This window comes from Maribacter arcticus, assembly GCF_900167935.1.
In the GTDB taxonomy this organism is placed as follows: domain Bacteria; phylum Bacteroidota; class Bacteroidia; order Flavobacteriales; family Flavobacteriaceae; genus Maribacter; species Maribacter arcticus.
Map to the genome: position 1 here is coordinate 375,265 of NZ_FUYL01000003.1, position 22,252 is coordinate 397,516.

The 22,252-nt window shown below is 35.1% G+C and carries 22 protein-coding genes; 17 read left to right on the forward strand and 5 right to left on the reverse strand.

The features are described from left to right. Window positions 1–43: 43 nt before the first annotated feature. Window positions 44–376 carry a single-stranded DNA-binding protein gene (locus B5X55_RS06990; RefSeq protein ID WP_079511889.1) on the reverse strand — a complete coding sequence of 111 codons (333 nt, stop codon included), beginning with the start codon at window positions 374–376 and terminating at the stop codon, window positions 44–46. Window positions 377–736: 360 nt separating this feature from the next. On the opposite strand from B5X55_RS06990, the gene B5X55_RS18845 reads away from it, so the two are divergent. Both B5X55_RS18845 and B5X55_RS06995 read left to right on the forward strand, forming a co-directional pair. After that, complete coding sequence (locus tag B5X55_RS18845) at window positions 737–901, forward strand: hypothetical protein (protein ID WP_200811592.1); 165 nt, start codon at window positions 737–739, stop codon at window positions 899–901. Next, window positions 894–1,655, forward strand: coding sequence for an alpha/beta hydrolase (locus B5X55_RS06995; RefSeq protein WP_200811593.1), 762 nt, complete (start codon window positions 894–896; stop codon window positions 1,653–1,655). The genes B5X55_RS18845 and B5X55_RS06995 overlap by 8 nt, the downstream gene beginning before the upstream one ends. A gap of 155 nt (window positions 1,656–1,810) precedes the next feature. Here the strand turns inward: B5X55_RS06995 and B5X55_RS07000 are convergent, their stop codons facing one another. Both B5X55_RS07000 and B5X55_RS19275 read right to left on the reverse strand, forming a co-directional pair. Next, window positions 1,811–2,497, reverse strand: coding sequence for a GNAT family N-acetyltransferase (locus B5X55_RS07000; RefSeq protein ID WP_079511890.1), 687 nt, complete (start codon window positions 2,495–2,497; stop codon window positions 1,811–1,813). A gap of 85 nt (window positions 2,498–2,582) precedes the next feature. Beyond that, window positions 2,583–2,771: a DUF5713 family protein gene (locus B5X55_RS19275; RefSeq protein WP_394332839.1), complete on the reverse strand. Its 189-nt coding sequence runs from the start codon at window positions 2,769–2,771 to the stop codon at window positions 2,583–2,585. 230 nt (window positions 2,772–3,001) lie between these two features. On the opposite strand from B5X55_RS19275, the gene B5X55_RS07005 reads away from it, so the two are divergent. Genes B5X55_RS07005 through B5X55_RS07035 form a run of 7 tightly spaced genes read left to right on the forward strand, consistent with a single transcriptional unit; the run spans window position 3,002 to window position 10,808 of the window. Next, a complete protein-coding gene (locus B5X55_RS07005; RefSeq protein ID WP_079511891.1) occupies window positions 3,002–3,436 on the forward strand; it encodes a (4Fe-4S)-binding protein in 435 nt (144 codons plus the stop codon). Between the two features lie 23 nt (window positions 3,437–3,459). Next, complete coding sequence (locus B5X55_RS07010) at window positions 3,460–3,669, forward strand: hypothetical protein (RefSeq protein WP_079511892.1); 210 nt, start codon at window positions 3,460–3,462, stop codon at window positions 3,667–3,669. 6 nt (window positions 3,670–3,675) lie between these two features. After that, window positions 3,676–4,971 (forward strand): Zn-dependent hydrolase, encoded by a 1,296-nt coding sequence (locus tag B5X55_RS07015; protein ID WP_079511893.1) that lies wholly within the window; start codon window positions 3,676–3,678, stop codon window positions 4,969–4,971. Then, window positions 4,972–5,418: an SRPBCC family protein gene (locus B5X55_RS07020; RefSeq protein WP_079511894.1), complete on the forward strand. Its 447-nt coding sequence runs from the start codon at window positions 4,972–4,974 to the stop codon at window positions 5,416–5,418. A 60-nt stretch (window positions 5,419–5,478) separates the two neighbouring features. After that, window positions 5,479–7,032, forward strand: a complete 1,554-nt coding sequence (locus tag B5X55_RS07025; RefSeq protein ID WP_079511895.1) for a M20/M25/M40 family metallo-hydrolase — start codon at window positions 5,479–5,481, stop codon at window positions 7,030–7,032. A 36-nt stretch (window positions 7,033–7,068) separates the two neighbouring features. Continuing rightward, the gene (locus B5X55_RS07030; protein WP_079511896.1) at window positions 7,069–10,218 is read left to right on the forward strand and encodes a WD40/YVTN/BNR-like repeat-containing protein; all 3,150 of its coding nucleotides are present in this window, start codon (window positions 7,069–7,071) and stop codon (window positions 10,216–10,218) included. Between the two features lie 17 nt (window positions 10,219–10,235). After that, entirely contained in the window at window positions 10,236–10,808 is a 573-nt protein-coding gene (locus B5X55_RS07035) for a pentapeptide repeat-containing protein (RefSeq protein WP_079511897.1), read from the forward strand. Window positions 10,809–11,242: 434 nt separating this feature from the next. On the opposite strand, the gene B5X55_RS07040 is transcribed toward B5X55_RS07035, so the two are convergent. Beyond that, a complete protein-coding gene (locus B5X55_RS07040) occupies window positions 11,243–12,166 on the reverse strand; it encodes a LysR family transcriptional regulator (protein ID WP_079511898.1) in 924 nt (307 codons plus the stop codon). Between the two features lie 102 nt (window positions 12,167–12,268). Between B5X55_RS07040 and B5X55_RS07045 the strand changes: the two genes are divergently transcribed. From B5X55_RS07045 to B5X55_RS07070, 6 genes are all read left to right on the forward strand, one after another. After that, window positions 12,269–12,565 carry a hypothetical protein gene (locus B5X55_RS07045; protein WP_079511899.1) on the forward strand — a complete coding sequence of 99 codons (297 nt, stop codon included), beginning with the start codon at window positions 12,269–12,271 and terminating at the stop codon, window positions 12,563–12,565. Between the two features lie 290 nt (window positions 12,566–12,855). After that, window positions 12,856–14,340 carry a proton-conducting transporter transmembrane domain-containing protein gene (locus B5X55_RS07050; protein WP_079511900.1) on the forward strand — a complete coding sequence of 495 codons (1,485 nt, stop codon included), beginning with the start codon at window positions 12,856–12,858 and terminating at the stop codon, window positions 14,338–14,340. Continuing rightward, window positions 14,340–16,733 (forward strand): DUF2309 domain-containing protein, encoded by a 2,394-nt coding sequence (locus B5X55_RS07055; protein ID WP_079511901.1) that lies wholly within the window; start codon window positions 14,340–14,342, stop codon window positions 16,731–16,733. Before B5X55_RS07050 ends, B5X55_RS07055 begins: the two co-directional genes overlap by 1 nt. A gap of 464 nt (window positions 16,734–17,197) precedes the next feature. Then, window positions 17,198–17,578 (forward strand): VOC family protein, encoded by a 381-nt coding sequence (locus B5X55_RS07060; protein ID WP_079511902.1) that lies wholly within the window; start codon window positions 17,198–17,200, stop codon window positions 17,576–17,578. Between the two features lie 51 nt (window positions 17,579–17,629). Continuing rightward, window positions 17,630–18,121, forward strand: coding sequence for a DUF6265 family protein (locus B5X55_RS07065; protein ID WP_079511903.1), 492 nt, complete (start codon window positions 17,630–17,632; stop codon window positions 18,119–18,121). A gap of 3 nt (window positions 18,122–18,124) precedes the next feature. Next, window positions 18,125–18,478: a hypothetical protein gene (locus B5X55_RS07070; RefSeq protein ID WP_079511904.1), complete on the forward strand. Its 354-nt coding sequence runs from the start codon at window positions 18,125–18,127 to the stop codon at window positions 18,476–18,478. A 60-nt stretch (window positions 18,479–18,538) separates the two neighbouring features. On the opposite strand, the gene B5X55_RS07075 is transcribed toward B5X55_RS07070, so the two are convergent. Continuing rightward, on the reverse strand, window positions 18,539–19,003 hold the full coding sequence (locus B5X55_RS07075) for a CBS domain-containing protein (protein WP_079511905.1): 465 nt from the start codon (window positions 19,001–19,003) through the stop codon (window positions 18,539–18,541). Window positions 19,004–19,123: 120 nt separating this feature from the next. Between B5X55_RS07075 and B5X55_RS07080 the strand changes: the two genes are divergently transcribed. Next, a complete protein-coding gene (locus B5X55_RS07080; protein WP_079511947.1) occupies window positions 19,124–21,409 on the forward strand; it encodes a M28 family peptidase in 2,286 nt (761 codons plus the stop codon). Next, a complete protein-coding gene (locus B5X55_RS07085) occupies window positions 21,402–22,211 on the forward strand; it encodes an NAD-dependent epimerase/dehydratase family protein (RefSeq protein WP_079511906.1) in 810 nt (269 codons plus the stop codon). The genes B5X55_RS07080 and B5X55_RS07085 overlap by 8 nt, the downstream gene beginning before the upstream one ends. Window positions 22,212–22,252 lie beyond the last annotated feature (41 nt).

Sequence of the window (22,252 nt, forward strand, 5' to 3'; positions counted from 1 at the left end):
AGAATGTCATCCTAAGCGCAGTCGAAGGCTTATGAAAAAGTGATTATTTCCCCAACATCAACAACTCATTACACCTAATCTCGGTGATATATCTTTTCTCACCTTCTTTAGTTTCATAAGAGCGATGCGTTAGTTTACCCTCAACGGCAACTTGTTTTCCTTTGGTTAAATAATTCTCAACAATCTCTGCCGTTTTTCCCCAGGCTACAATATTATGCCATTGGGTGTCATCTACTTTCTCGCCTTTTGCGTTCTTATAGCTATCTGTGGTAGCTATAGAAAATTTAGCCAATTTAGTGCCCCCTTCAAGATTTACTATTTCTGGGTCTTGCCCTAAGTTTCCAATTAACTGTACTTTGTTTTTTAATGCGTTCATCTTACTAAATTTTATCGTTAAACAGTTCTTTCTATCAAGCCTCCTTGACTCGACACTGCAAACCTAGAACAGCTTCCAAATACTATTCGGTCACTAAACACTTACTATCGTTTGTAATCGTTTACAGTCAATTGAAAACTTTTATTAACTTAATAATCAGTAAATTATATACCTTTTTACACTAGATAATAAAGTTTGTTTTTCGACGTAAATTATCTTTTTTATAAAAATTCTATATTATTAACAAAATAATCAAGTATTAAATTTCAAAATATCATAGACATTATATATATTTAAGTGTTATTAAAACACTTAAATATATCAATTATGCCTTACCCCCTACCTAAAAGCCTCATTTGTATGACGGCACTTCTTTTAATTTCAGTAGCAACTGCTCAGGATGGAACTATAACACCTCTAGAGACACCAGAAGAGCCAACCGCCATTCCTCTTAATACAGGTGGGGTTGATGACCAACCTGTATTAAGAGACTTGGTTTCGCCAATGGGGAGATCCAATGGCTAGAAATATTACAGAGGCCACACTCACGCCCTTTTTACCCGATCCAGAAAAAGCAAATGGCACAGCGGTCATTGTAACACCCGGAGGAGGTTTTATGTGGCTATCTATGGCTAACGAGGGCTGGGAAGTTGCTGAAGCATTGGCAAAACAAGGAGTTACAGCCTTTGTTTTAAAATACCGTCTTCAGCCCACTGCAGAATCGCTTGAGGACTTTACCTCTTGGATGAATCGCCCACGAACACCACCATCTGAAACTTCAAGTACCGTGAAGCCCACTAGACCAACTAGTCCGCAGGAACGTGACCTTTCCAATCAATTGGAAGATGCAGAAGCAGCCTATGCAATGATAGTAGACCGAGCGGATGAGTGGGGAGTAGATATAAATAGAATAGGCATGATTGGTTTCTCTGCCGGTGCTGGCCTCACCATGCATTCCACCCTAAATTCTAAGACCATGAAATTGGCTTTTATTGGTCCTATATATGGTGGTATGGGAGCTGTTGATGTACCACAAAATGCCCCCCCGATGTTCAATGTTATTGCCACCGATGATTTTCTTTTTAATGGGAAATTTGGCATTATCGAATCTTGGAATAAAGCAGGAATTCCCGTTGAATTTCATCTTTACCAAAATGGCGGTCACGGTTTTGGCCTTGGCAACCCCAATAGAACAAGTAACCGTTGGTTCGATTCTTTTATGTACTGGCTTGAAGTCAACAAATTTTTGGAAGCAGCTCCTATAAAGAAATCAGAGTAAAATACCTCGGGATAATTACATGAGGCATCATAAGAAAATTTGTTTAAATAATGATTACTATTATCATCAATAAATTAAACATTATTTAAACCAATTCTCATTAAAGAAATAAAAGGATTAATTAACAAGAATACCAATTCTATGTATTGGTGTTCTTATTTTATACGATACAACCACCAATTCATATCTCTTGTTAATTCAAAACCTAATTTCTCATAAAGCGGAATTGCAAGGTTACCTTTGTTCGTATGTAAAATAGGTGTCTTATTTTCTTTTAAAATTTCTTTTGTAGTATGCGCAATTAACTGTTTTGCTAACCCTTTTCTGGTATATTCAGGATGCGTTACAACAGCGCTTACTTCTATAAACTGATTCGTTTGCATTCGCTGACCGGTTATTGACACTAATTTACCATACTTAAATATCCCAAAATATTTGCCCATTTCATAAGTTCCCTTTCTATAATAACCAGGCATAACCAACCAAATTAAATCATAAATCTCATCTATAAATTCATGACCTAAAAGCACAATGTCTTCGGATATTTCAACGTCTGTTAGCTTATTTAATACCATCTGACATCCATCAATTTTCTTCTCTAAGAATACTTTATCATCATCTATTATAGGTGTTTGATTCTCTGAAACAAAAAAGAAATGATCTGTAGTTTTTAGATATTGATTTGAAGCTTTGGCTGTTTTAGTTTCATCGAAAAAAGAACCAAAGGTGCACACCTCTGGTTTATAAAATTGAACTCCGTCATATTCTTCAACAAACTTTTTATGAGTTTCGTTTAAGGAATACCACACCGGGTTTTTGAGTTGTTCTTCTAATGCTATCATTAGAATAAATATAAAAAAGATTGAAAGAGAATTAATCGTTAATTAAAACTTTAATTTCAAACAATCTTTATTCGTAATCAATTCTTTATATATCCGCAGCAAATCCATATACCTTAGAAATGAATTCAAAATCCAACGTTAGAATTTCCCTAGTAGCTGTTTCAGTTTCACTAGTATTCTCATAAAATTCATCTAACAAGTCAATTAATACATCAATTGAAGCTGTGGGCAGGTTATTAAGGTCTTGAATATTAAAATAACAATATTGAACAATTAGATGTCCACTTAACTATCAAAAGAAGCATTTTTTTCCTACCTTAAAACTTCTTAATTTTTAAGCTCAATGAATTTGATTTTGATTGATAACCCATCAGAAAAATATATGAAGCAATTTTCGATGGCTCAATTGTTTATATTAAATAAATTAAGGCTCAGAACAAAATATATTTAACCCACACCAAAGTACCGAAAGCAATTGAAGGAATTAACCTCGGGTAATAAATCATGGAGAAAGAAATAACCAAAGAATATTCGAACGGGGAACTTATTGTTGTTTGGAAACCAAAAAAATGTATCCATTCTGCAGTATGTATTCATATGCTTCCGGAAGTATACAAACCAAGAGAAAAACCTTGGATTACTCCTGAAACTACAACTACGTCAGCTTTAAAATCACAAATTAATGAATGCCCGTCTGGGGCATTAACCTATTACATGAAAAACGAAATAATGGAAGAACAAAAAGTAAATGAAACTAACGCTACTCAAATTATTGTAGCCAACAACGGACCTTTAAAAATCAAAGGGGATTTAGAAATACAATTAGCATCAGGAGAAATAGTCACTAAAGAGGGTACTACGGGTTTTTGCCGTTGCGGCGTTTCTGAAAACAAACCATTCTGCGATGGTTCGCACAGAAAAATTGACTTTGTCGGATAAAACTATAAAAGTAAAACTCACGAATGGAATTAGCCATGCACCATTGGATGCGTGCTGAATCTCTAGAACACACACTCAATAGAATTAATAAATTAGACTACACATATAGAAATACAGGGACTACCTACACAAAAATGTGCACCATGACTGTTGAAAATACATTAGCAATTTTAGCAAATAAGCAACCTATGGCCAATTGTATTTACAATAGAAAAGAATTGAGCACCAACTAGAATACTATGAAAAATCACAAAAGCCTACTTCTTATAGTTTTACTCATTAGTCCAATGATTAGTCTATATGCTCAACTCACGGTTAACCAAGACCGTTTAGAAAAAAGAATAACCAAACTAGCCCAATTTGGAATACAAGAGAATGGGGAAACGGAACGAGTAGCTTTTAGTGATGCAGATGTTGCTGCACAACAATGGGTAATATCTCAATTAAAAGAAATGGGCATAGAAACCCATATAGATTTCGCAGGAAATATAATTGGTACTAGAAAAGGAACAAGCGCTTCTAAAAAACCAATTTCATTTGGGTCACATATAGACCGTGTTCCACATGGTGGAAATTATGATGGCTGTGTTGGAAGCATGGCAGCCATAGAAGTTCTTAAGGTGCTCGATGAAAACAATGTCAAAACGAAGCATCCATTAGAAATTATTATATTTTCTAATGAAGAAGGTGGTGTTGTAGGTAGTAGGGCAATTGCAGGCCATTTGAAAAAAACTGCCTTTTCAGTTAAAAATTCCACAGGGTATACCATTGGCGAAGGTATGATGCGATTAGGTGGTGACACCACCAGACTTGCAGAAGTCGCTCGTAAAGAAGGTGATATAGCTGCATTTTTAGAATTACATATTGAGCAAGGCGGTATTCTAGAAAAAGAGAGTCTTGACATTGGTATTGTAGAAGGTATTGTAGGTTTAAAATGGTGGGACGTAGAATTCAATGGTTTTGCAAATCATGCGGGTACTACACCCATGAATGCAAGACAAGATGCCTTATTGGTCGCAGCAAAATTTATAGTTACGGTGAATGAAGTTGCCACAAGTTTTGAGGGCGCACAAGTTGCCACCGTAGGTAGAATTTCTGCGGAGCCAGGTGCCCCAAATGTAATTCCAGGAAAAGTTGTTACCAGTTTAGAAATACGAGACCTTTCATCTGAAGTTATTGAAAAGGTATATCAAGAAATTGAAAAACGAGCTTTAGAGATTAGTAAAGCATCGGGTGTTGAAATTAAAATTACTGCTTTAGATACAACGGCTAATCCTGCAATAATGGATGCTTCTATTCAGAACGAGATAGAAAAAAGCATCAATTCGCTTGGGCTAAGTTATAAATCTATGCCAAGTGGTGCAGGTCATGATGCTCAAGACATGGCACTTATTGCACCAACAGGAATGATATTCGTTCCAAGCAAAGGTGGCATTAGTCATTCGCCTAAAGAATTCACTTCCGCTTCAGATATGGCAAATGGTGCCAATGTATTATTGAAAACTATTTTAGCGTTGGACAAGAAGCTTGACTAAATGGATAATCAAGAACCTATACGCATTGAAATCAGTTTAAATGTCCCTGTAAATAAAGTATGGGAAGCATTGACTAATGTTACCCAAATGCGAGAATGGTACTTTGAAAATATACCCGATTTTAAACCTGAAGAAGGTTTTGAAACAAAATTCGAAGTAAAAAATGGGGAGCGAATTTTTACCCACATTTGGAAAATCACCGAAGTAATTCCTTTTAAAAAAATCTCTTACACATGGAAGTTTGAAGAATATCCTGGCGAAGGCCTGTCAATCTTTGAGTTAACAACCACTGAAAATAACACCACACAGTTAAAACTAGAAAGTCAAGTTCTTACACCTTACCCTAAAGATATTCCTGAATTTAAAAGAGAAAGTGGCGAAGCCGGATGGGATTATCTAATCAATAAGAATTTGGTGGAATTTTTACAAAAATCTAAGGATTTCTAAGCACCAACTTTCCTGTTATTATCACTATTTTAGTTAAATCAAAGCAAAAAACATATTCTAATGAAAAAACTACTATCTATTTTAGCTTTAACACTATTACTATGCAGTACTATTGTTTCTGCACAAACCCAAAAAGATATTATTGAGGCCATTGAAAAAGAAGGCAATGGAAATTCACAGCTTGAACAGCTAGCTTACGAATTAATGGACCTTAACGGACCAAGATTAGTAGGAACCCCCGAAATGAAAACTGCTCATGATTGGGCCATTAACACCTATAAAAAATGGGGCATTTCTGCAGAAAATCAACAATGGGGAACTTGGAAAGGTTGGCAACGTGGCATCACCCATGTAGATATGGTATCGCCTCGCATAGCATCCCTTCATGCCACACAATTAGCTTGGAACCCTAGTACAGATAAAAAAGGCGTTACTGCATCTTTAATTACATTACCAAGCTTCTCTGATTCTTTGGCCTTTGTAAAATGGCTGCCTTCAGTAAAAGGTAAAATTGTAATGGTAAGCATGTTACAGCCTACTGGGCGACCAGATGAAAACTGGGAAGAATATGCAACCAAAGAATCTTTTGAAAAAATGAAATCTGAACGAGATTCATTAGAAAAAATTTGGAGACAGAATATTAATAATACGGGCTATACGAGTAGAAATATCAATGCTGCTTTTGAAAAAGCAGGTGCTGTAGGTATTGCCCAGTCAAGATGGTCTGAAGGTTTTGGGGCAAATAAAATATTCAGTGCAGGTACTGAGAAAATCCCTGCAGTAGATATATCGCTAGAAGATTACGGCATGTTATACCGAATGGTTGAGCATGGAGCTAATCCGCAGATAAAAATAGTAGCTGAATCAAAAGACTTAGGTAAAGTACCGACTTTCAATACCATTGCTACTATACCAGGAACAGAATTCCCAGATGAGTATGTAATTCTATCAGCACATTTCGATTCTTGGGATGGAGCGACAGGTGCTACCGATAATGGAACAGGAACTATCACCATGTTAGAAGCTGCCCGTATTCTTAAAAAAGTATATCCTAACCCTAAACGAACCATCTTAATTGGGCATTGGGGAAGTGAAGAACAAGGATTGAACGGTTCTAGCTCTTTTGTACAAGACCATCCGGAAATTGTTGCAGGTGTACAAGCTGTTTTCAATCAAGATAATGGTACTGGTCGTGTAGTTAATCTTTCAGGTCAAGGTTTTCTTCATGCCTATGATTATTTAGGGCGTTGGTTAGAAGCTGTTCCTGAAGGGTATAAAAATGAAATAGAAACTACATTCCCAGGTTCACCAGGCCGTGGCGGTTCTGATTACGCTTCTTTTGTTGCAGCTGGTGCTCCGGCCTTTTCGTTAAGTTCCCTAAGTTGGGATTATTGGAACTATACATGGCATACTAACTTGGATACATATGATAAAATCGTTTTCGATGATGTTCGCAACAATGCCATCCTAACCGCAATCCTTACCTATATGGCTTGTGAAGATCCTGAAAAAACATCACGTGAAAAAGCTGTTTTAGGCATTAACCCTAGATCTGGCGAAAAAGGAGAATGGCCAACACCAAGAACTCCAGAACGCAATGGCGGTCAAGAATAAAAAAACCAAATAAAAAGACCAAAAATCAACCACATTATGAAAACCATCAAACTTTTACTACTACTGCTCTTTATTTCTCCTCTAGCACTACAATCGCAACGTAGAAAAAATAAGGTCACCGAGCCAACGATCAAACTAGAAGATTCACTTTTTCAAGGATTAAAATGGCGAAATATTGGTCCGTTTAGAGGTGGAAGAAGTGTTGCTTCAACCGGTGTAGTCGGTCAACCCATGACCTACTACATGGGAACTGTTGGTGGTGGAATTTGGAAAACTACGGATGACGGAATTACATGGAACAATATTTCTGACGGATTCTTGAAAACTGCGACCGTAGGTGCCATTTCAGTATCTGAAAGCAATCCCAATATTGTTATTGCCGGTATGGGCGAGCATGCCGCTAGAGGAGTAATGACCTCTATGGGTGATGGTGTTTACAAATCTACCGATGCAGGCAAAACCTGGAAACATATAGGGTTAGGTGAAACCAGACATATTTCTGATGTTATCATAGACCCAACCAATCCTGATATTATTCTTATTTCTGCCCAAGGAGCACAATATGGTCCTTCATCGCAACGTGGTATTTATAAATCTATAGATGGTGGTGAAACTTGGGAGAATGTTCTTTTTATAGACAATATCACAGGTGCCTCTGCCTTATCTATGGATATGACCAACCCAACGATACTGTATGCTGCAATGTGGCAACATAGACGTTTTCCTTGGACGATGGAATCTGGCGGAAAAAATTCGGGTATCTATAAATCAACTGATGGCGGTGATACTTGGAAACAATTAACCGAAGGTCTTCCAAAAGAAATGGGAAAAATCGGTGTTTCGGTGTCACGAGCAAATCCTGAGCGGGTATTTGCTGTAATAGAGGCTGAAGGTGAAAAAGGAGGTGTTTATAGATCTGATAACGCGGGTAAGAAGTGGACATTAATTAATAAGGACAGAATCAATATTACCCGTTCGTGGTATTATATGGAGATTTTCGCTGATACACAAAATGAGAATATTGTATATGTTTTGAACGCCCCAGTGACTAAATCCATTGATGGGGGAAAATCTTTTTCCCCACTATCTACTCCACATGGTGATAATCACGATTTATGGATTGACCCTTTGAACAATCAACGCATGATTAATTCTAATGATGGTGGGTCTAATGTGTCAAACAATGGCGGCAAAAGTTGGAGCACCCAAGAAAATCAAAACACAGCACAATTTTACAGGGTTATTACAGATAATTTAGTGCCTTACAATGTATATGGTGGCCAACAAGATAATTCTACAGTTGCCATAGCTTCAAGAACTAACGATGGAGGTATCGATTGGAAAGATTGGTATTCAGTTGCCGGTGGAGAAAGCGCTTTTTTAGCTTTTGACCCAGATAATCCGCAATTGATTTATGGTGGTACTTACCAAGGAAATATTGATAAGTGGGATGCCAATACAAAAGAATCAAAACCTATTAAAGAATATCCAGAACTCGGTTTGAGTATCTCGCCCGAAAATGCAAAATACAGGTATAACTGGAATGCACCCATTATTACATCACCTCATAATAGAAAAACGATTTATCACGGTGGTAATGTAGTTTTCAAATCTACAGACGAAGGACAAAGCTGGTCTGTCATTAGTCCCGATTTAACTCGAAACGAAAAAGACAGACACGGTCTAGGTGGTGGGCCATTTACCAACGAAGCTGCAGGTGGTGAAATATATAATACCCTTACCTACCTTACCGAATCATCACATGAAGAAGGTGTTATTTGGTCAGGTAGCGATGATGGTTTGGTACATGTCACAAAAGACGGTGGTAATACTTGGAAAAATGTTACACCAACGGGTATTAAAGAAGGAATTATTAATAGCATTGAAGTATCTCCACATGACCCAGCAACGGCTTATATTGTGCTTATGCGGTATAAGTCGATGGATTTTGATAATTATATTTTTAAAACCACAGACTATGGCACCACTTGGACGAAGATTACGAATGGAATAACTGGTGACAATACCTTTACCCGTGTTGTTCATGAAGACAGAAAGATAAAGGGATTACTTTATGCAGGTACCGAAACAGGTCTTTTCATCTCTTTGGACGATGGCTTAAATTGGCAACCTTTACAATTAAACCTACCGGTAACTCCAATTAATGATTTAACTATTCAAGATAATGATTTAGTTGTGGCCACTGCCGGTCGTGCATTTTGGATTTTAGATGATTTGGCTACGTTACAAAATATAAAAACACCTAAACAAGAAGTTACTATTTTTCAACCTAAAGACACTTATTTATTTATGGGTGGGTCAAGTGACAAACCTATTCCTGGGTTAGGGAGCAATCCTAAAAGCGGAGTAACGTTTGACTACTATTTAAGTGAAAAACAAGATAGCACAGAACTAAAGTTAGAGGTCTTAAAAGACGGTGAAGTCATTCGTTCCATTACCAACCAAAAACCAAAAGACTTCAAATCTTGGCCAGGAGGCCCGTCTAAACCAGATGTATTACCTTCTAAAAAAGGTTACAATCGATTTACTTGGGATTTTAAAAGAGAGCGTTTACCCGCTGTTGATAATGTGTTTGTACTTGGTGGTCATGATGGTTCTACAGTAGGCCCAGGAGACTATACTTTAAAACTAAGTTTAGGAACGACTATCACAGAAACTATAGTGAAAATTTTACCGAATCCGAAAGTGAAAAGTAGTCCAACAGATTATGCAGGGCAACAAGAACTTTTAAAGACTATAGAAGCAACTGTGGTTGATATACATAATTCAGTGAATTCGATGCGTTCGGCAAAGACCCAATTAAAAGATTATGCTAAACTCCTAAAAGATAATGAGAAGGCTAAATCTCTCTTAAAACAAGGAGATACATTGATTAAACGTATAACGGCTTGGGAAGAAAATTTAATACAACCCAATCAAAAAACATTTCAAGATGTAATCAATTTTGAAAATAAGTTGAATGCTCAACTTTTAAATTTAAGAGGTTACATAGATGTAGTTGAACCAAAAGTTACAGCAGGTGCCAAGGTTAGATTACAAGACCTTTTAACGCAATGGAAAACGTTTAAAACAGAACATAATGCAATCATTACTACTGAAATGGCAGCATACAATGAGGCGTTTAGAAGTTTAGAAATTCCGGCACTAATAATATCTAATAAATAAAATAAAGATACGACGTATTGAACACTCTAATTATTGACATAACTTATAAAGGAGAAGATTTTACAAAAACTCGTTTACCAAGAGCAGAATATGAAAATTGCGTTTTTGAAGGATGTACCTTTTCTGAAGGATATTTAGACAACCAGTTATTCATGGAATGTGAATTTATAGAATGTAACTTAAGTAATTCGAATATTGTAAATACCACCTTTAAAGAGGTGAAGTTTTCACATTGTAAACTTATGGGAGTGGCCTTTAATACGTGCAATACGTTTTTAATGGACATATCGTTCTTTGACTGTAATCTCAGTTATGCGATTTTTAATGAATTAAAACTTGTAGGGCAGTTATTTGTATCGTGTAAATTGAATGAAGCAGAATTTTCAGATTGCGACCTTAGTAAAGCAAACTTTGATTCGTGCGATTTAAATCGTACTATTTTCTCGAGAGCAAATCTTGAAAAAACAGATTTTAGCAGTGCTTTAAATTATAGCATAAACCCTGAAAACAATAGAATGACAGGTGCCATTTTTTCAAATGATGGCCTTGTCGGTTTATTGCAGAAGTATAAACTTAAGATAGCTAAATGATAAGTAATTTATAAAAAGCTTAAATTGAAGTTAATTACAAGGCAAGAGACAAAAAATAAAGTTCATTAGAAGAATTGATTACAAAGAGGAATAAAAACATATATTAATAATTATTAAATAAAAAATCATGGGAAAAGGTCAAGACGCAAAGAAAAATGTAAAAAAGGCACCGGTAAAAACAGCTAAAGAAAAAAAAGAAGAAAAGAGGTTAAAAAAATCAAAATAGGGTTAGTATTTATCACAATTTCATTAATCTAATTAACATCAACTAAATTTTAAAAAAAAGGATGCGCCAGGGCCAGGGTGTTGCAATTCGAAAAGTTCAAATAGATGATTAAAGAATTCGAGAAACTCAATATTCCTTAGATTAAGGCTTTTTAACAACATACAAAGGATTCCAATAAAATTTAGTCAAGAATACTTTTGTTGCGAGATTAAAAATTATTGATCCAGGCAAATTTCTCTTTTATAATATCTTCCTTTTGTTTTTCCAAAAATTCAAGTAAGGCACTTGCAGCAGGAGACAATTTCTTTGATTGCAGCCAAATTAAATTCCAAGTAGTTACGAGGGGAAGTCCTTTTACCGGTATAATTTGCAAATCCCCATATTTAAGTTCATTTTTAATACCGATTAAAGGCATTATAGAACATCCTAAGCCAGAAACTACTGCTTGTTTAACTGCCTCATTTGAGGTCAGTTCAATCTTTTTTCGGACAGAAAGCTTATTCGTTTCAATAAAAGTTTCCATTGCATTTCTAGTCGCCGATCCCTGTTCTCTATAAATTAAGGGCAGGTCCTCAAACAATTTCTTTTTGTTTGGAGTTCCCTTAAACTTAAGATCTGAACTACCTACATAAAACAATCTATTAGACATCAGTTCCACCCTGTTTACTTTCAATTTATTAGGCAAAACGGAAACTAGTGCAAAATCTACTTCGTTCAATTCTAGATTTTCAATCACTCTCGCTTTATTGGTTACATCCATAAAAAGGTCTATCCCAGAATTAATCTTCATGAAGTCAGATAAAAAATAAGGCATTACATATTTACCAGTTGATACTATTGATATTTTGAGCCTCCCTGAAAGGGAACCTTGGTATGCCAAGGTTTTGTAATTAATAGCATAAACCTCATTTAGTATTTTTTCCGCTGCCAAGGCTATTTCCTTTCCGAAATCTGTGATATAAAGCTTTCTACCTACCACCTCGGTCAAGGGAATAGGAAACTGGTCTTGAAAATTTTTTAACTGAATAGAAACTGCAGGCTGGGTCAAATGGAGCTCCTCAGCAGCTTTAGTAATACTCTGTATTTGGGTTATTTTTAAAAATATTTGAAGTTGGTGCAACGTATAATGCATAAAATTTGTTTATGTATAGTATAACTAATATAAATAAAAATTTATAATTAAAATACATAATCTTTGCTTTAACAAATAGTAATTAATCTTAAAAGTCTTAAAATGGAAACAAAAAAAGTATCCTCAACAAAAAAAATTCAATTGATCAAAGGTGAATTCACTTCCTCAGAAGCGAACGATATTATTATGTCACTCATCGATGAAAAAATCAACTTTCACAAACTACAAAGGCTACAGCTTTGGGAAGGAAATCACATTTGTAAAACAGACCTTTTGGACGGTCGCATTAAAGAACTTCTAAAAGAAAAATTAAATACCAAAGAGTTCTTAGTAAATACCAAAGAAATTGGTAAAAAATATGAAATCAATGGGATTTTGGAAATCAAGGTTTCTGAATAAAAATTTTACATCGAATTAAACAATCAAAATCCTATTTATTGAACCTTTTAACAACATCTTTCACTAAAAAAATCGAACATGCAATTTTCAAAATCTACTATTTTACCGGTAATGGGCATAATCTTACTTGCATTATTAATTATAATGTCCTATGTAAATGGAGCCATTTTTTTAGACCGTATTTTAATATGTAGCGTCATTTTAAGTTTCGTATTTATTGCCAAGCTGGGCGAAAATAGGAAACAATAGATGCTACATCCAAAAATTAAAAATTCTTATAAAATCTGCACATGATTCTTGAAAACAAGTCACAAGAAGAAACGACCTTAAATACAAACAAAAAAAACAATACCCCCCTTTCTATATCACTTATAAATATTATTCCACTTTTTCTGTGGGTATTATTTATTGGAAATATTATGTACGCCTTATATTTTTTTCCTACGATACCTGAATGGTCTAAAGGAACTATATTGAAAATTAATGGTTTCACTATTTTAATCTGGACAACCGTCACCTTCTTCAGTGCCATTGTAAGTAGTTATGCAAAAACCTATCTACAAGGCTTTAAATACCATACCAAATTCATGTTGCTTTGCATAGGGTTTACGCTTTCTGTAATGCTTTTAGTCACGTCTAATCATGTATTACTATTACTATTTAGCTGGCTGATGATGGGCGGTTTCATGTCTTACTTAATCGGTGTAGATTCTGAATGGGGAGAGGCGCGGGAAGCTTTAAAATTTACTTTTCGCTATTTTCTTACTGGTAGTTTATTCCTAAGCTCTGGATTACTACTATTGGCTTATGAAAGTGGAACCTTTACCATAAGTAAAATAATTCTTATACTAGAGAATCTACCACAGCACATCGTTTTCATATCAGCTCTTTGCATCATTATTGCGGCATTTATCCAATCTGCCATATACCCATTCCATCGTTGGTTACTTTCATCCATGACCTCGCCCACGCCTGCATCAGCACTAATGCACGCTGGTTTCGTAAATGGTTCGGGAATATTATTAGCTTTATTTTCTACCTTAATCTTTACATCTAACACATTAAATATTCTGTTGATTGTTGGGGGACTTACTGCAATCATTGCTCAGTTCACCAAGCTTTTACAAGTTAATGTAAAACAAAAACTGGCATGCTCTACCATAGCTCAAATGGGCTTTATGATTATGCAATGCGGGTTGGGTTATTTCAATGCGGCAATAGTACACTTAATCTTACACGGGTTTTATAAGGCCTATCTATTTCTATCTTCTGGGGAAGAAATCGCACATTCAAAACCGCGAACCCCACTAGAAATTAAGATAAGACCGCTACAAGCAGTAATTGTAATTTTATTTGGAGCTCTAGGAGCCGCACTTTTCGTTTTGCTTACAGGAAAGGGAACCCAAATAGACAGTAGTATTTTCCTAACCTTAATAGTAGCGATTACCGTAGGTCAGGTAACCTATAATATCGTAAAGGAGCGAAGTCTGTCAATTTCTCAAAAAATCATTTTGCCCCCCTTACTTTTTTTCTTAGGCATAGGCACGTATGCAATGCTATATAATGCAGTAACCCTTATGTTAGCAGACATGCCAATGATCGCGGTTCCCTTGCCTCTTTCCTCTCTACAGATAGTTTTTGGCATTATTTTCTTAGCAGGGTTTTTCATTATGAAACTTGGGTTTTACCGCAAGATTCCCTGGTTATATGTAAAACTTCTTAACCTGTCTCAGCCCTATAAAAAATCCATATTATTTTATAAATCAAACTTCTAATGAACCAGCAAAATATTCTAAAAAGTATCGAAGAAGCCTCTAAAATTTTTGGAAAGACTTGGCCATTGTACTCCTTTGTGACCTCCAACCCACTTTCGGGGTATGAAAAATCGCCTTTTAAAGTCGCTTTAAGACACGCCAAAAAACTTTTGAATGCGAGAGTTTTTCCAGAAGCTACTCTCTACCGACAAGCATGGGAAAAAGGAGAAATTGCAAAGGAAAATATATTGCACCTTCTGAAACAGAACGGGCTCACCAATACTCCAGAATTCTACCTTCGTCAATTGGAATCGCAAGTACCGACAGAGAAAAAAAATAGCTTTCACAGTTTGGATAGAATTATGGTGAAGTGGCTATCCGCTTTTATGGATGAGGGTCTTGCAGAATGGGATATGCCCGGTAAGGAAAAAGGGTTTTATGATGCGTGGCGCTCCTTGGCACTGTATGATGATGAGCTGGTAATACTAAAAAATACCGATATTCCAAAAACAAGCTCTGAAGCCTTAGCACATGTTTTAAAAGACTATATAAAAGATGACTATATTGAAATTTTAGTTTGTCATTTAGCAGCTTTACCTGGATGGACAGGGTATATTAAACACAGGTCTGAATCTAATTCACTTTGGCAACAAAAATATCCTATAAACATAAAGGATTATTTAGCAGTACGGTTATATGTAGCCCAACAACTAAAAATACAGATTCTTCCACAAAATGATGAGCTAAAAAAAAATGGCAGCATAGAACTACTTCAATATCTCTGGTTAAAAGCCTGGGAAAAAAGTTGGCAAGACCAATTAATCCATAATTTAGAAAAGGAATCGAATGAGATAAAAAATATTCAGCCTATAGTAAAATCACCAGATGCTCAAATGGTCTTTTGTATAGATACAAGATCTGAACTTATTAGGAGACATGTGGAAACTAAAGGTAATTATGAAACATTTGGATATGCAGGATTTTTTGGAATTGCAATGGATTATAAAGACTTAAACAACGGCCTGTCTCGTAAATCATGTCCACCAATTGTGTCTTCATCGTATCAAGTTTCTGAAATACCACAAGAAAAGAAAATAGAAAAGGTATTAGCTTACAAAAAGAAAAATAAAATCTTCAAATTCGGAGAATTTTTTCTATCTCGAATGAAGAATATGCTACCCTCAGCTTTCGGGTATGTAGAAGGGTCTGGATTTTTTTATGGCCTTTCAATATTGGCCCGCACTCTAGTACCTGGGTATTTTTATAAATTCAAAATAAAAAACACACCTTCATTTGAGCGTATATGTGAACCAAAAATCAATAGATTAACTGTTGATGACTCTAATTATGGAATTCCTTTAGATGAAAAGGTTGCTATCGTAAAATCCGCATTTGAACTCACTGGATGGAAATATTTTTCGCCCTTGGTACTTTTTATAGGCCATGGTAGTCATTCTGCGAACAATCCGTTCGGTTCCAGTCTAGATTGTGGTGCATGTGCAGCGAGTCCAGGTAGACATAATGCCCGAATGCTGGCTAAGCTGGCAAATCTTTCTGAAGTTAGAAAGGCACTCCTAAATCAATATAAAATTATCATTCCATATACTACAGTATTTGTAGGAGCAGAACACAATACCACAACAGATAAGATTGAAATATTTGATACTGAAGTACCTAATTCACATCAAAAACTACTATTTCAAATAAATTCGGATTTATTCAAAGCACAAAAAACAGCAACTCAAGATAGGCTTGGTGTTGAAAAAAATAGTATTTCTAAAGCCCAGAAAAAAGCTAATAACTGGGGAGAAACTAGACCAGAATGGGGGTTAGCCAAAAACGCAGGTTTTATAATAGGCCCTAGAGAACTTACTAAAAACGTTAATCTTTATAGCCGCTGCTTTCTTCACTCTTACGACTGGGAAATGGATACAGAAGGTACCGCATTAGAAAGCATACTGCAAGGACCCATGGTAGTCACTCAATGGATTAACAATCATTATTATTTTTCTACTGTAGATAATGAGAATTTTGGTGGAGGCACAAAGATTACCCATAACATAACAGGTAAATTTGGTGTAGTACAAGGAAATGGAGGCGATCTTAAAATGGGCCTTCCCTTACAATCTATTCGCCAAACAGATAATAAGATGTATCATCAACCTCTTCGACTAACAGTACTTGTACAAGCGCCATTAGATCGGGTTCAAAAAATTCTTTTACAAAATGAACATCTAAAAACACTTTTAGATAATGAGTGGATATATTTACTGGTCATGGAACCCTTGAAACAAAATGTGGTAATGAGGTATGAAAACGGCATGGAATGGATTCCAACAAAGGAAAAGCGATTTGATGAAAATAAATATCGTTCTGAAATAGAGCTAATTACTTTAGATGGGAATCTAGTATAAAATATCATCCACAATTAAGGGAAGATGTTTCTCCGGTTCAAGATTGGTATTCTTATAAAAAACCACGGCTAAGGCAGTGGTTTTTTATTTGGTTAATTTGCTTTAAAACAAGTATTACTGCATATCTAATTAAAAAATAAAGCAACAACTACAAGTCTATAGAATTTTACGAAATCACTAAATATCAATGTGCCAAACAGATGAGTACTTTTGTCTTCATAAAGACAAATAAGCGCTTTCTAACGTATATAATACCTTAAAAATCAAAACCATCATAAAAAAAGAAATATTGTAACTTGTTACAATATACAACCGTAATGCGTCATTTAAACAACCTAAAAATAAACCATAAATAGCGAACGAAAATTTAAAAGAAAAGTTTACCGTAGAACAAAAGAATACCAATCATAAACTTTTTTCAATATACTATTATTGAAAGGAAACTTCAAAAGCTTAAACAATCAATGAATAAAGTACACCATATTGCCATCATAAGTTCAGATTATGAGGTTTCTAAGCAATTCTACATTGATGTATTAAGCTTGGAAGTAATAAGAGAAGTATACCGAGAAGAACGTAAATCATATAAACTTGATTTGGCTTTACATGGTGAGTACATCATTGAACTGTTTTCTTTCCCTAATCCACCAAAACGACCATCGAGACCAGAATCGTGCGGACTCAGACATTTAGCCTTTGAAGTAGATGATTTAGATAAAATCATAGCACATTGTAAATCATATAATGTAATTGCTGAGCCCATACGGATTGATGAATTCACTCAAAAGCGATTTACATTTATTGCAGACCCAGATGATTTACCTATTGAATTTTACGAAAAGTAGACAAAGGCGTTTGTAACCGTTTAATTTGTATATTGGTAGAAATACCTCAATATGAAACTAATACTGCTATTCTTCTTTAGCGCCACGTGCTTATTACACGCTCAAAATACATTGTCTTTCAAACCAGGAATGACAAGTCCAGAATCTAATCTTAAAAATATTGAGTGGCTAACAGGTCATTGGAAAGGAGAAGCCTTTGGTGGTATTGCCGAAGAAATATGGAGTCCACCATTAGGCGGCGTCATGATGTTTTCATTTCGATTAGTGGCAGATGGCGCGATAAGTTTTTATGAATTTGGGCATATTCTAGAAACAGACGGCACATTAATACTACAACTAAAACACTTTAATGCTGACTTAAGTGGTTGGGAAGAAAAAGAAGAAACTATAGATTTTAAGTTAGTAAAGGAAGAAGGCGACCGCTTTTATTTCGATGACTTCACTATAGAACGAATATCAGATAAAGAGATAAACATGTATGTTGAGGTAGGCGAAGAAGATGGCACCTCTAACGAGGTAAAATTTAATTACCACAGACAATAAAATATGGAAAAGAAAAAATGTTTGGAATGTGGAAAAGAAGTCATTGGTAGAATAGATAAAAAATTCTGTAATGATTATTGTCGTAATGCCTATAATAATAAGGTGAACCCTGATAGTAAGAATCTCATTCGAAATATCAACAATCGACTTCGAAAAAATTATAGGGTTTTAGATAGTTACAAACTCACCGATGGTAAAACCAAAACAACAAGAACCCGTTTAATAGATAAAGGTTTCGATTTTGATTATGTCACCAATCTATACACCACAAAAAAAGGAACTACGTATTACTTTTTATATGACCTTGGGTACCTTCCTTTAGACAATGATTTTTATATGATTGTGAAGCGAGAGTAACGAGTAAAAAAATGGCACTCTAATGAGTGCCTTTAGCTATTAAAAATATAAAAAAATAAACTACTTCCAGTTATGTCCGCTTAACTTAAGAGCTGCGATAACAATATCTTTTCTACTAATTTGACCTACTAGAATACCTCTTTTCATAACAGGTAATCTTCTTCTGTTATGTTGTGCAAAAATACCTGCAGCATCAAAAATTGAAATATCATGAGGTATCGTCTCTACAGATTTAGTCATAAAATTTTCAACATTTTTATCTAAAATGGGTTGGTTAAAATAACGACTTTCAGAAATTTGCTTCATACAATCTGCTTCCGAAATAATACCAACCAAAAACCCATTATTGTCTAAAACTGGCCCACCTGAAATGTGGTGTTTGGCAAATTTTTCCATTACAGTCAAAATAGACTCATCTGGCGAAAAAGTGATTAACTTAGTCGTCATGTAATCGGCTACCAAAATTGGGGCCTCAAATTCCTTTTTAAATATCTTTCGAACGCCTTGAAAGCTTTTGATTCCCATAACAGTTTATTTAGAGGTTGATTACTAAAGATACTAAAAAATATCACTTTTACTAATAAAAGTCGACGTATGCAACTTATTTTTTAATAATTTATGACTTTATAAAAGAATATCATAATGATGAAAAAAACACCAACCATTCTAACTTTACTAGTAGTTGTTCTTGCTGTCTATTGGAGCTTTCGTGCACTCTTGCCTCAATACAATGCAGATAATACGATTGTAGAAACTGAATTCTCTACAGACAGAGCATTAGTACATGTAAAAGAAATATCAAAAGAACCGCATGCAGTTGGTTTTCCTGCTCACGCTAAAGTACGTTCATATATCATCGCTGAGCTTCAAAAATTAGGTCTCGAAACATCTATACAAGAAGGGTACACTGCAGGTGATTGGGGTAATCTTAGCAAAGCGGAAAATATTCTTGCACGTATTAAAGGGAAAGAATCTGGTAAGGCTTTGTTATTATTAAGTCATTATGACAGCAATCCGCATTCATCACTCGGTGCAAGTGATGCAGGCAGCGGAGTTGCCACTATACTTGAAGGTGTAAGAGCTTTTCTAAAAACGAATCCAAATTCTAAAAACGATATTATCATCCTTATTTCTGATGCTGAAGAATTAGGTTTAAATGGTGCAGACTTGTTTGTCGACGAACATGAATGGCTAAAAGATGTAGGTCTAGTTTTAAACTTTGAAGCACGTGGCAGTGGTGGTCCTAGTTACATGCTAATGGAAACTAACCGTGGTAATAGCCGATTAATTTCAGAATTTATTACTGCGAATCCTGAATTTCCGGTAGCAAATTCCTTGGCCTATAGCATATATAAAATGTTGCCTAATGATACCGATTTAACCGTATTTAGGGAAGATGCCGATATAGAGGGTTTTAACTTTGCTTTTATCGATGATCACTTCGATTATCATACTGCAAATGATAATTATGAACGATTAGATAGAAATACCTTGGCCCACCAAGGCAGTTATCTAATGCCTTTACTGAATCATTTTAGCAATATTGATTTAGGAGATTTGAAAAGCTTGAATGATAATGTCTATTTTAACGTGCCATTTTTCAAAATGGTCTCCTACCCTTTTACATGGATTATGCCCATGCTAATTCTAGCAGTTCTATTATTTATTATTCTTTTAATAGCTGGTTTTAAAAAGAAGGTGTTAAATGGTAAGGACATATTAAAGGGTTTTATACCGGTATTATTCTCACTTGGCATTAACGGTATTGTTGGTTTTTATAGTTGGTCGATACTTAAATGGCTTTATCCGAGCTATAAAGATATTTTACATGGGTTCACCTATAATGGTCATGCCTATATTATTGCATTCACTCTTTTCTCACTAGGCACATGTTTCTACGCATACCATAGATTTAAAGTGGTGAAAACAGCCAATTTATTGGTGGCGCCTCTTTTTTTATGGCTAATAATTTGCGGTTTATTAGCAGTCTATCTTAAGGGAGCAGCATTTTTTATTGTGCCGTTATTTAGTTTTTTAGTTGCTCTTTACGTTCATATCAATCAAAAGAATCCGAATCCATTTTTGTTGGTATTTTTGGGTATCCCTGCCTTATTTATTCTATCGCCATTTGTTAAAATGTTTCCTGTTGGTCTAGGTCTAAAGATGATGGTTGCCACAACCCTACTTACTACTTTGATTTTCTTTTTATTATTACCCCTGATTACAAAATATCGACAAAAAGCGGCATTGGCATTCCTTAGTTTTTTGCTATTTGCAGGTTTTATGGCATCTGCTCATATGCAATCTAATTTCACTAAAGAAAGTCCGAAACCTACGAGCTTACTTTATGTCTTAAATGTTGATGAAGAAAAAGCGATGTGGGCAACGTATGAAAATGTTCTATCTGATTGGACATCTCAATATATTACCAATAAAAATTACGTAGACAGTACATTAACCAAGAATACGATTAGCAGTAAATATGGCTCTAATTTCACCTATACCAATAAGGCTCCTCTAAAGGAAGTGCCAACGCCAAATATCGATATACAATTTGACACGGTTATTGGTTCGATTAGACAGCTAAGAATTTGCATTACACCTAATAGGGCTATTAATCGTCTAGAAGTTTTTACTAATGAGGTAGCTATTTTAAAAGCTGATGTAAACGGCATAGAACTATCTGAATATTATTTAAAAAATAGAGGGAATGGAAAACTAATAACCCATTACATCAGTGATATTGTTTATACAGAACTAAACTTAGAAATTCCTTTAGGTGCAAAATTAGAATTAACAGTTTATGAGGCATCGAATGATTTATTGAGCAATGCTTTGTTCACTATACCTCAAAGGAAAGAGAATGAAATACCTATGCCTTTTATACTTAACGATGCCATTTTAACCATTCAAAAAGTAAAATTTGACTAAAAACATAGGAATTATAGGTTGCGGATGGCTAGGACTTCCCTTAGCGGAAGAGTTGCATAAAACAGGATATCGAATTAGCGGTACAACCACTTCAGAAGAAAAAATAAAAGTATTGAAAACAAAAGGGATTCAACCCTTTAAAATATTAATTTCTGAGGAGGGTATTAAAGGACCAATCACGGAGTTTCTAAATACGTTATCCATACTTATCATTAATATTCCTCCTGGCTTAAGAGGTAAGGGGCCAAAGGAAAGCTATATCGAAAAAATAAAGCTATTGTATGGTGCCATTAAGAAATCGAGTGTAAAGCATGTAATTTTTGCTAGTAGCACTGCTGTTTATGGGGAAGCTGAAGGTAGGGTTACAGAAAAAACTAAGCCTTCCCCAAATACAGCATCTGGGGTTCAATTATTGGAGTGTGAAAATCTATTTCTAAATGATGAACAAATACAAACTACCATTATTCGATTTGGAGGATTAATTGGTCCAAAAAGGCATCCGATTACCATGCTATCTGGGAGGGAAAATCTTAAAGGAGGTAATGCACCCATCAACCTAATTCATTTAGATGATTGTATAGGAATAATAAAATCTCTTATTGAACATAATCATTGGAATGCGATTCTCAATGCAGTATATCCACAACACCCAACCAAAGAAGAATATTACACTAAGGAAGCATTGAAAAGAGGGTTAACTCCACCATACTATGAGTCGGAAAGCAACAAAACCTATAAATTAATAACCACTTGTAGTCCTTTTCTTATTAATAATTATGAATTTCTTACATCGATAAACTAACCCTTTACAACACTTATATTCATTTTCACAACATATCGAAT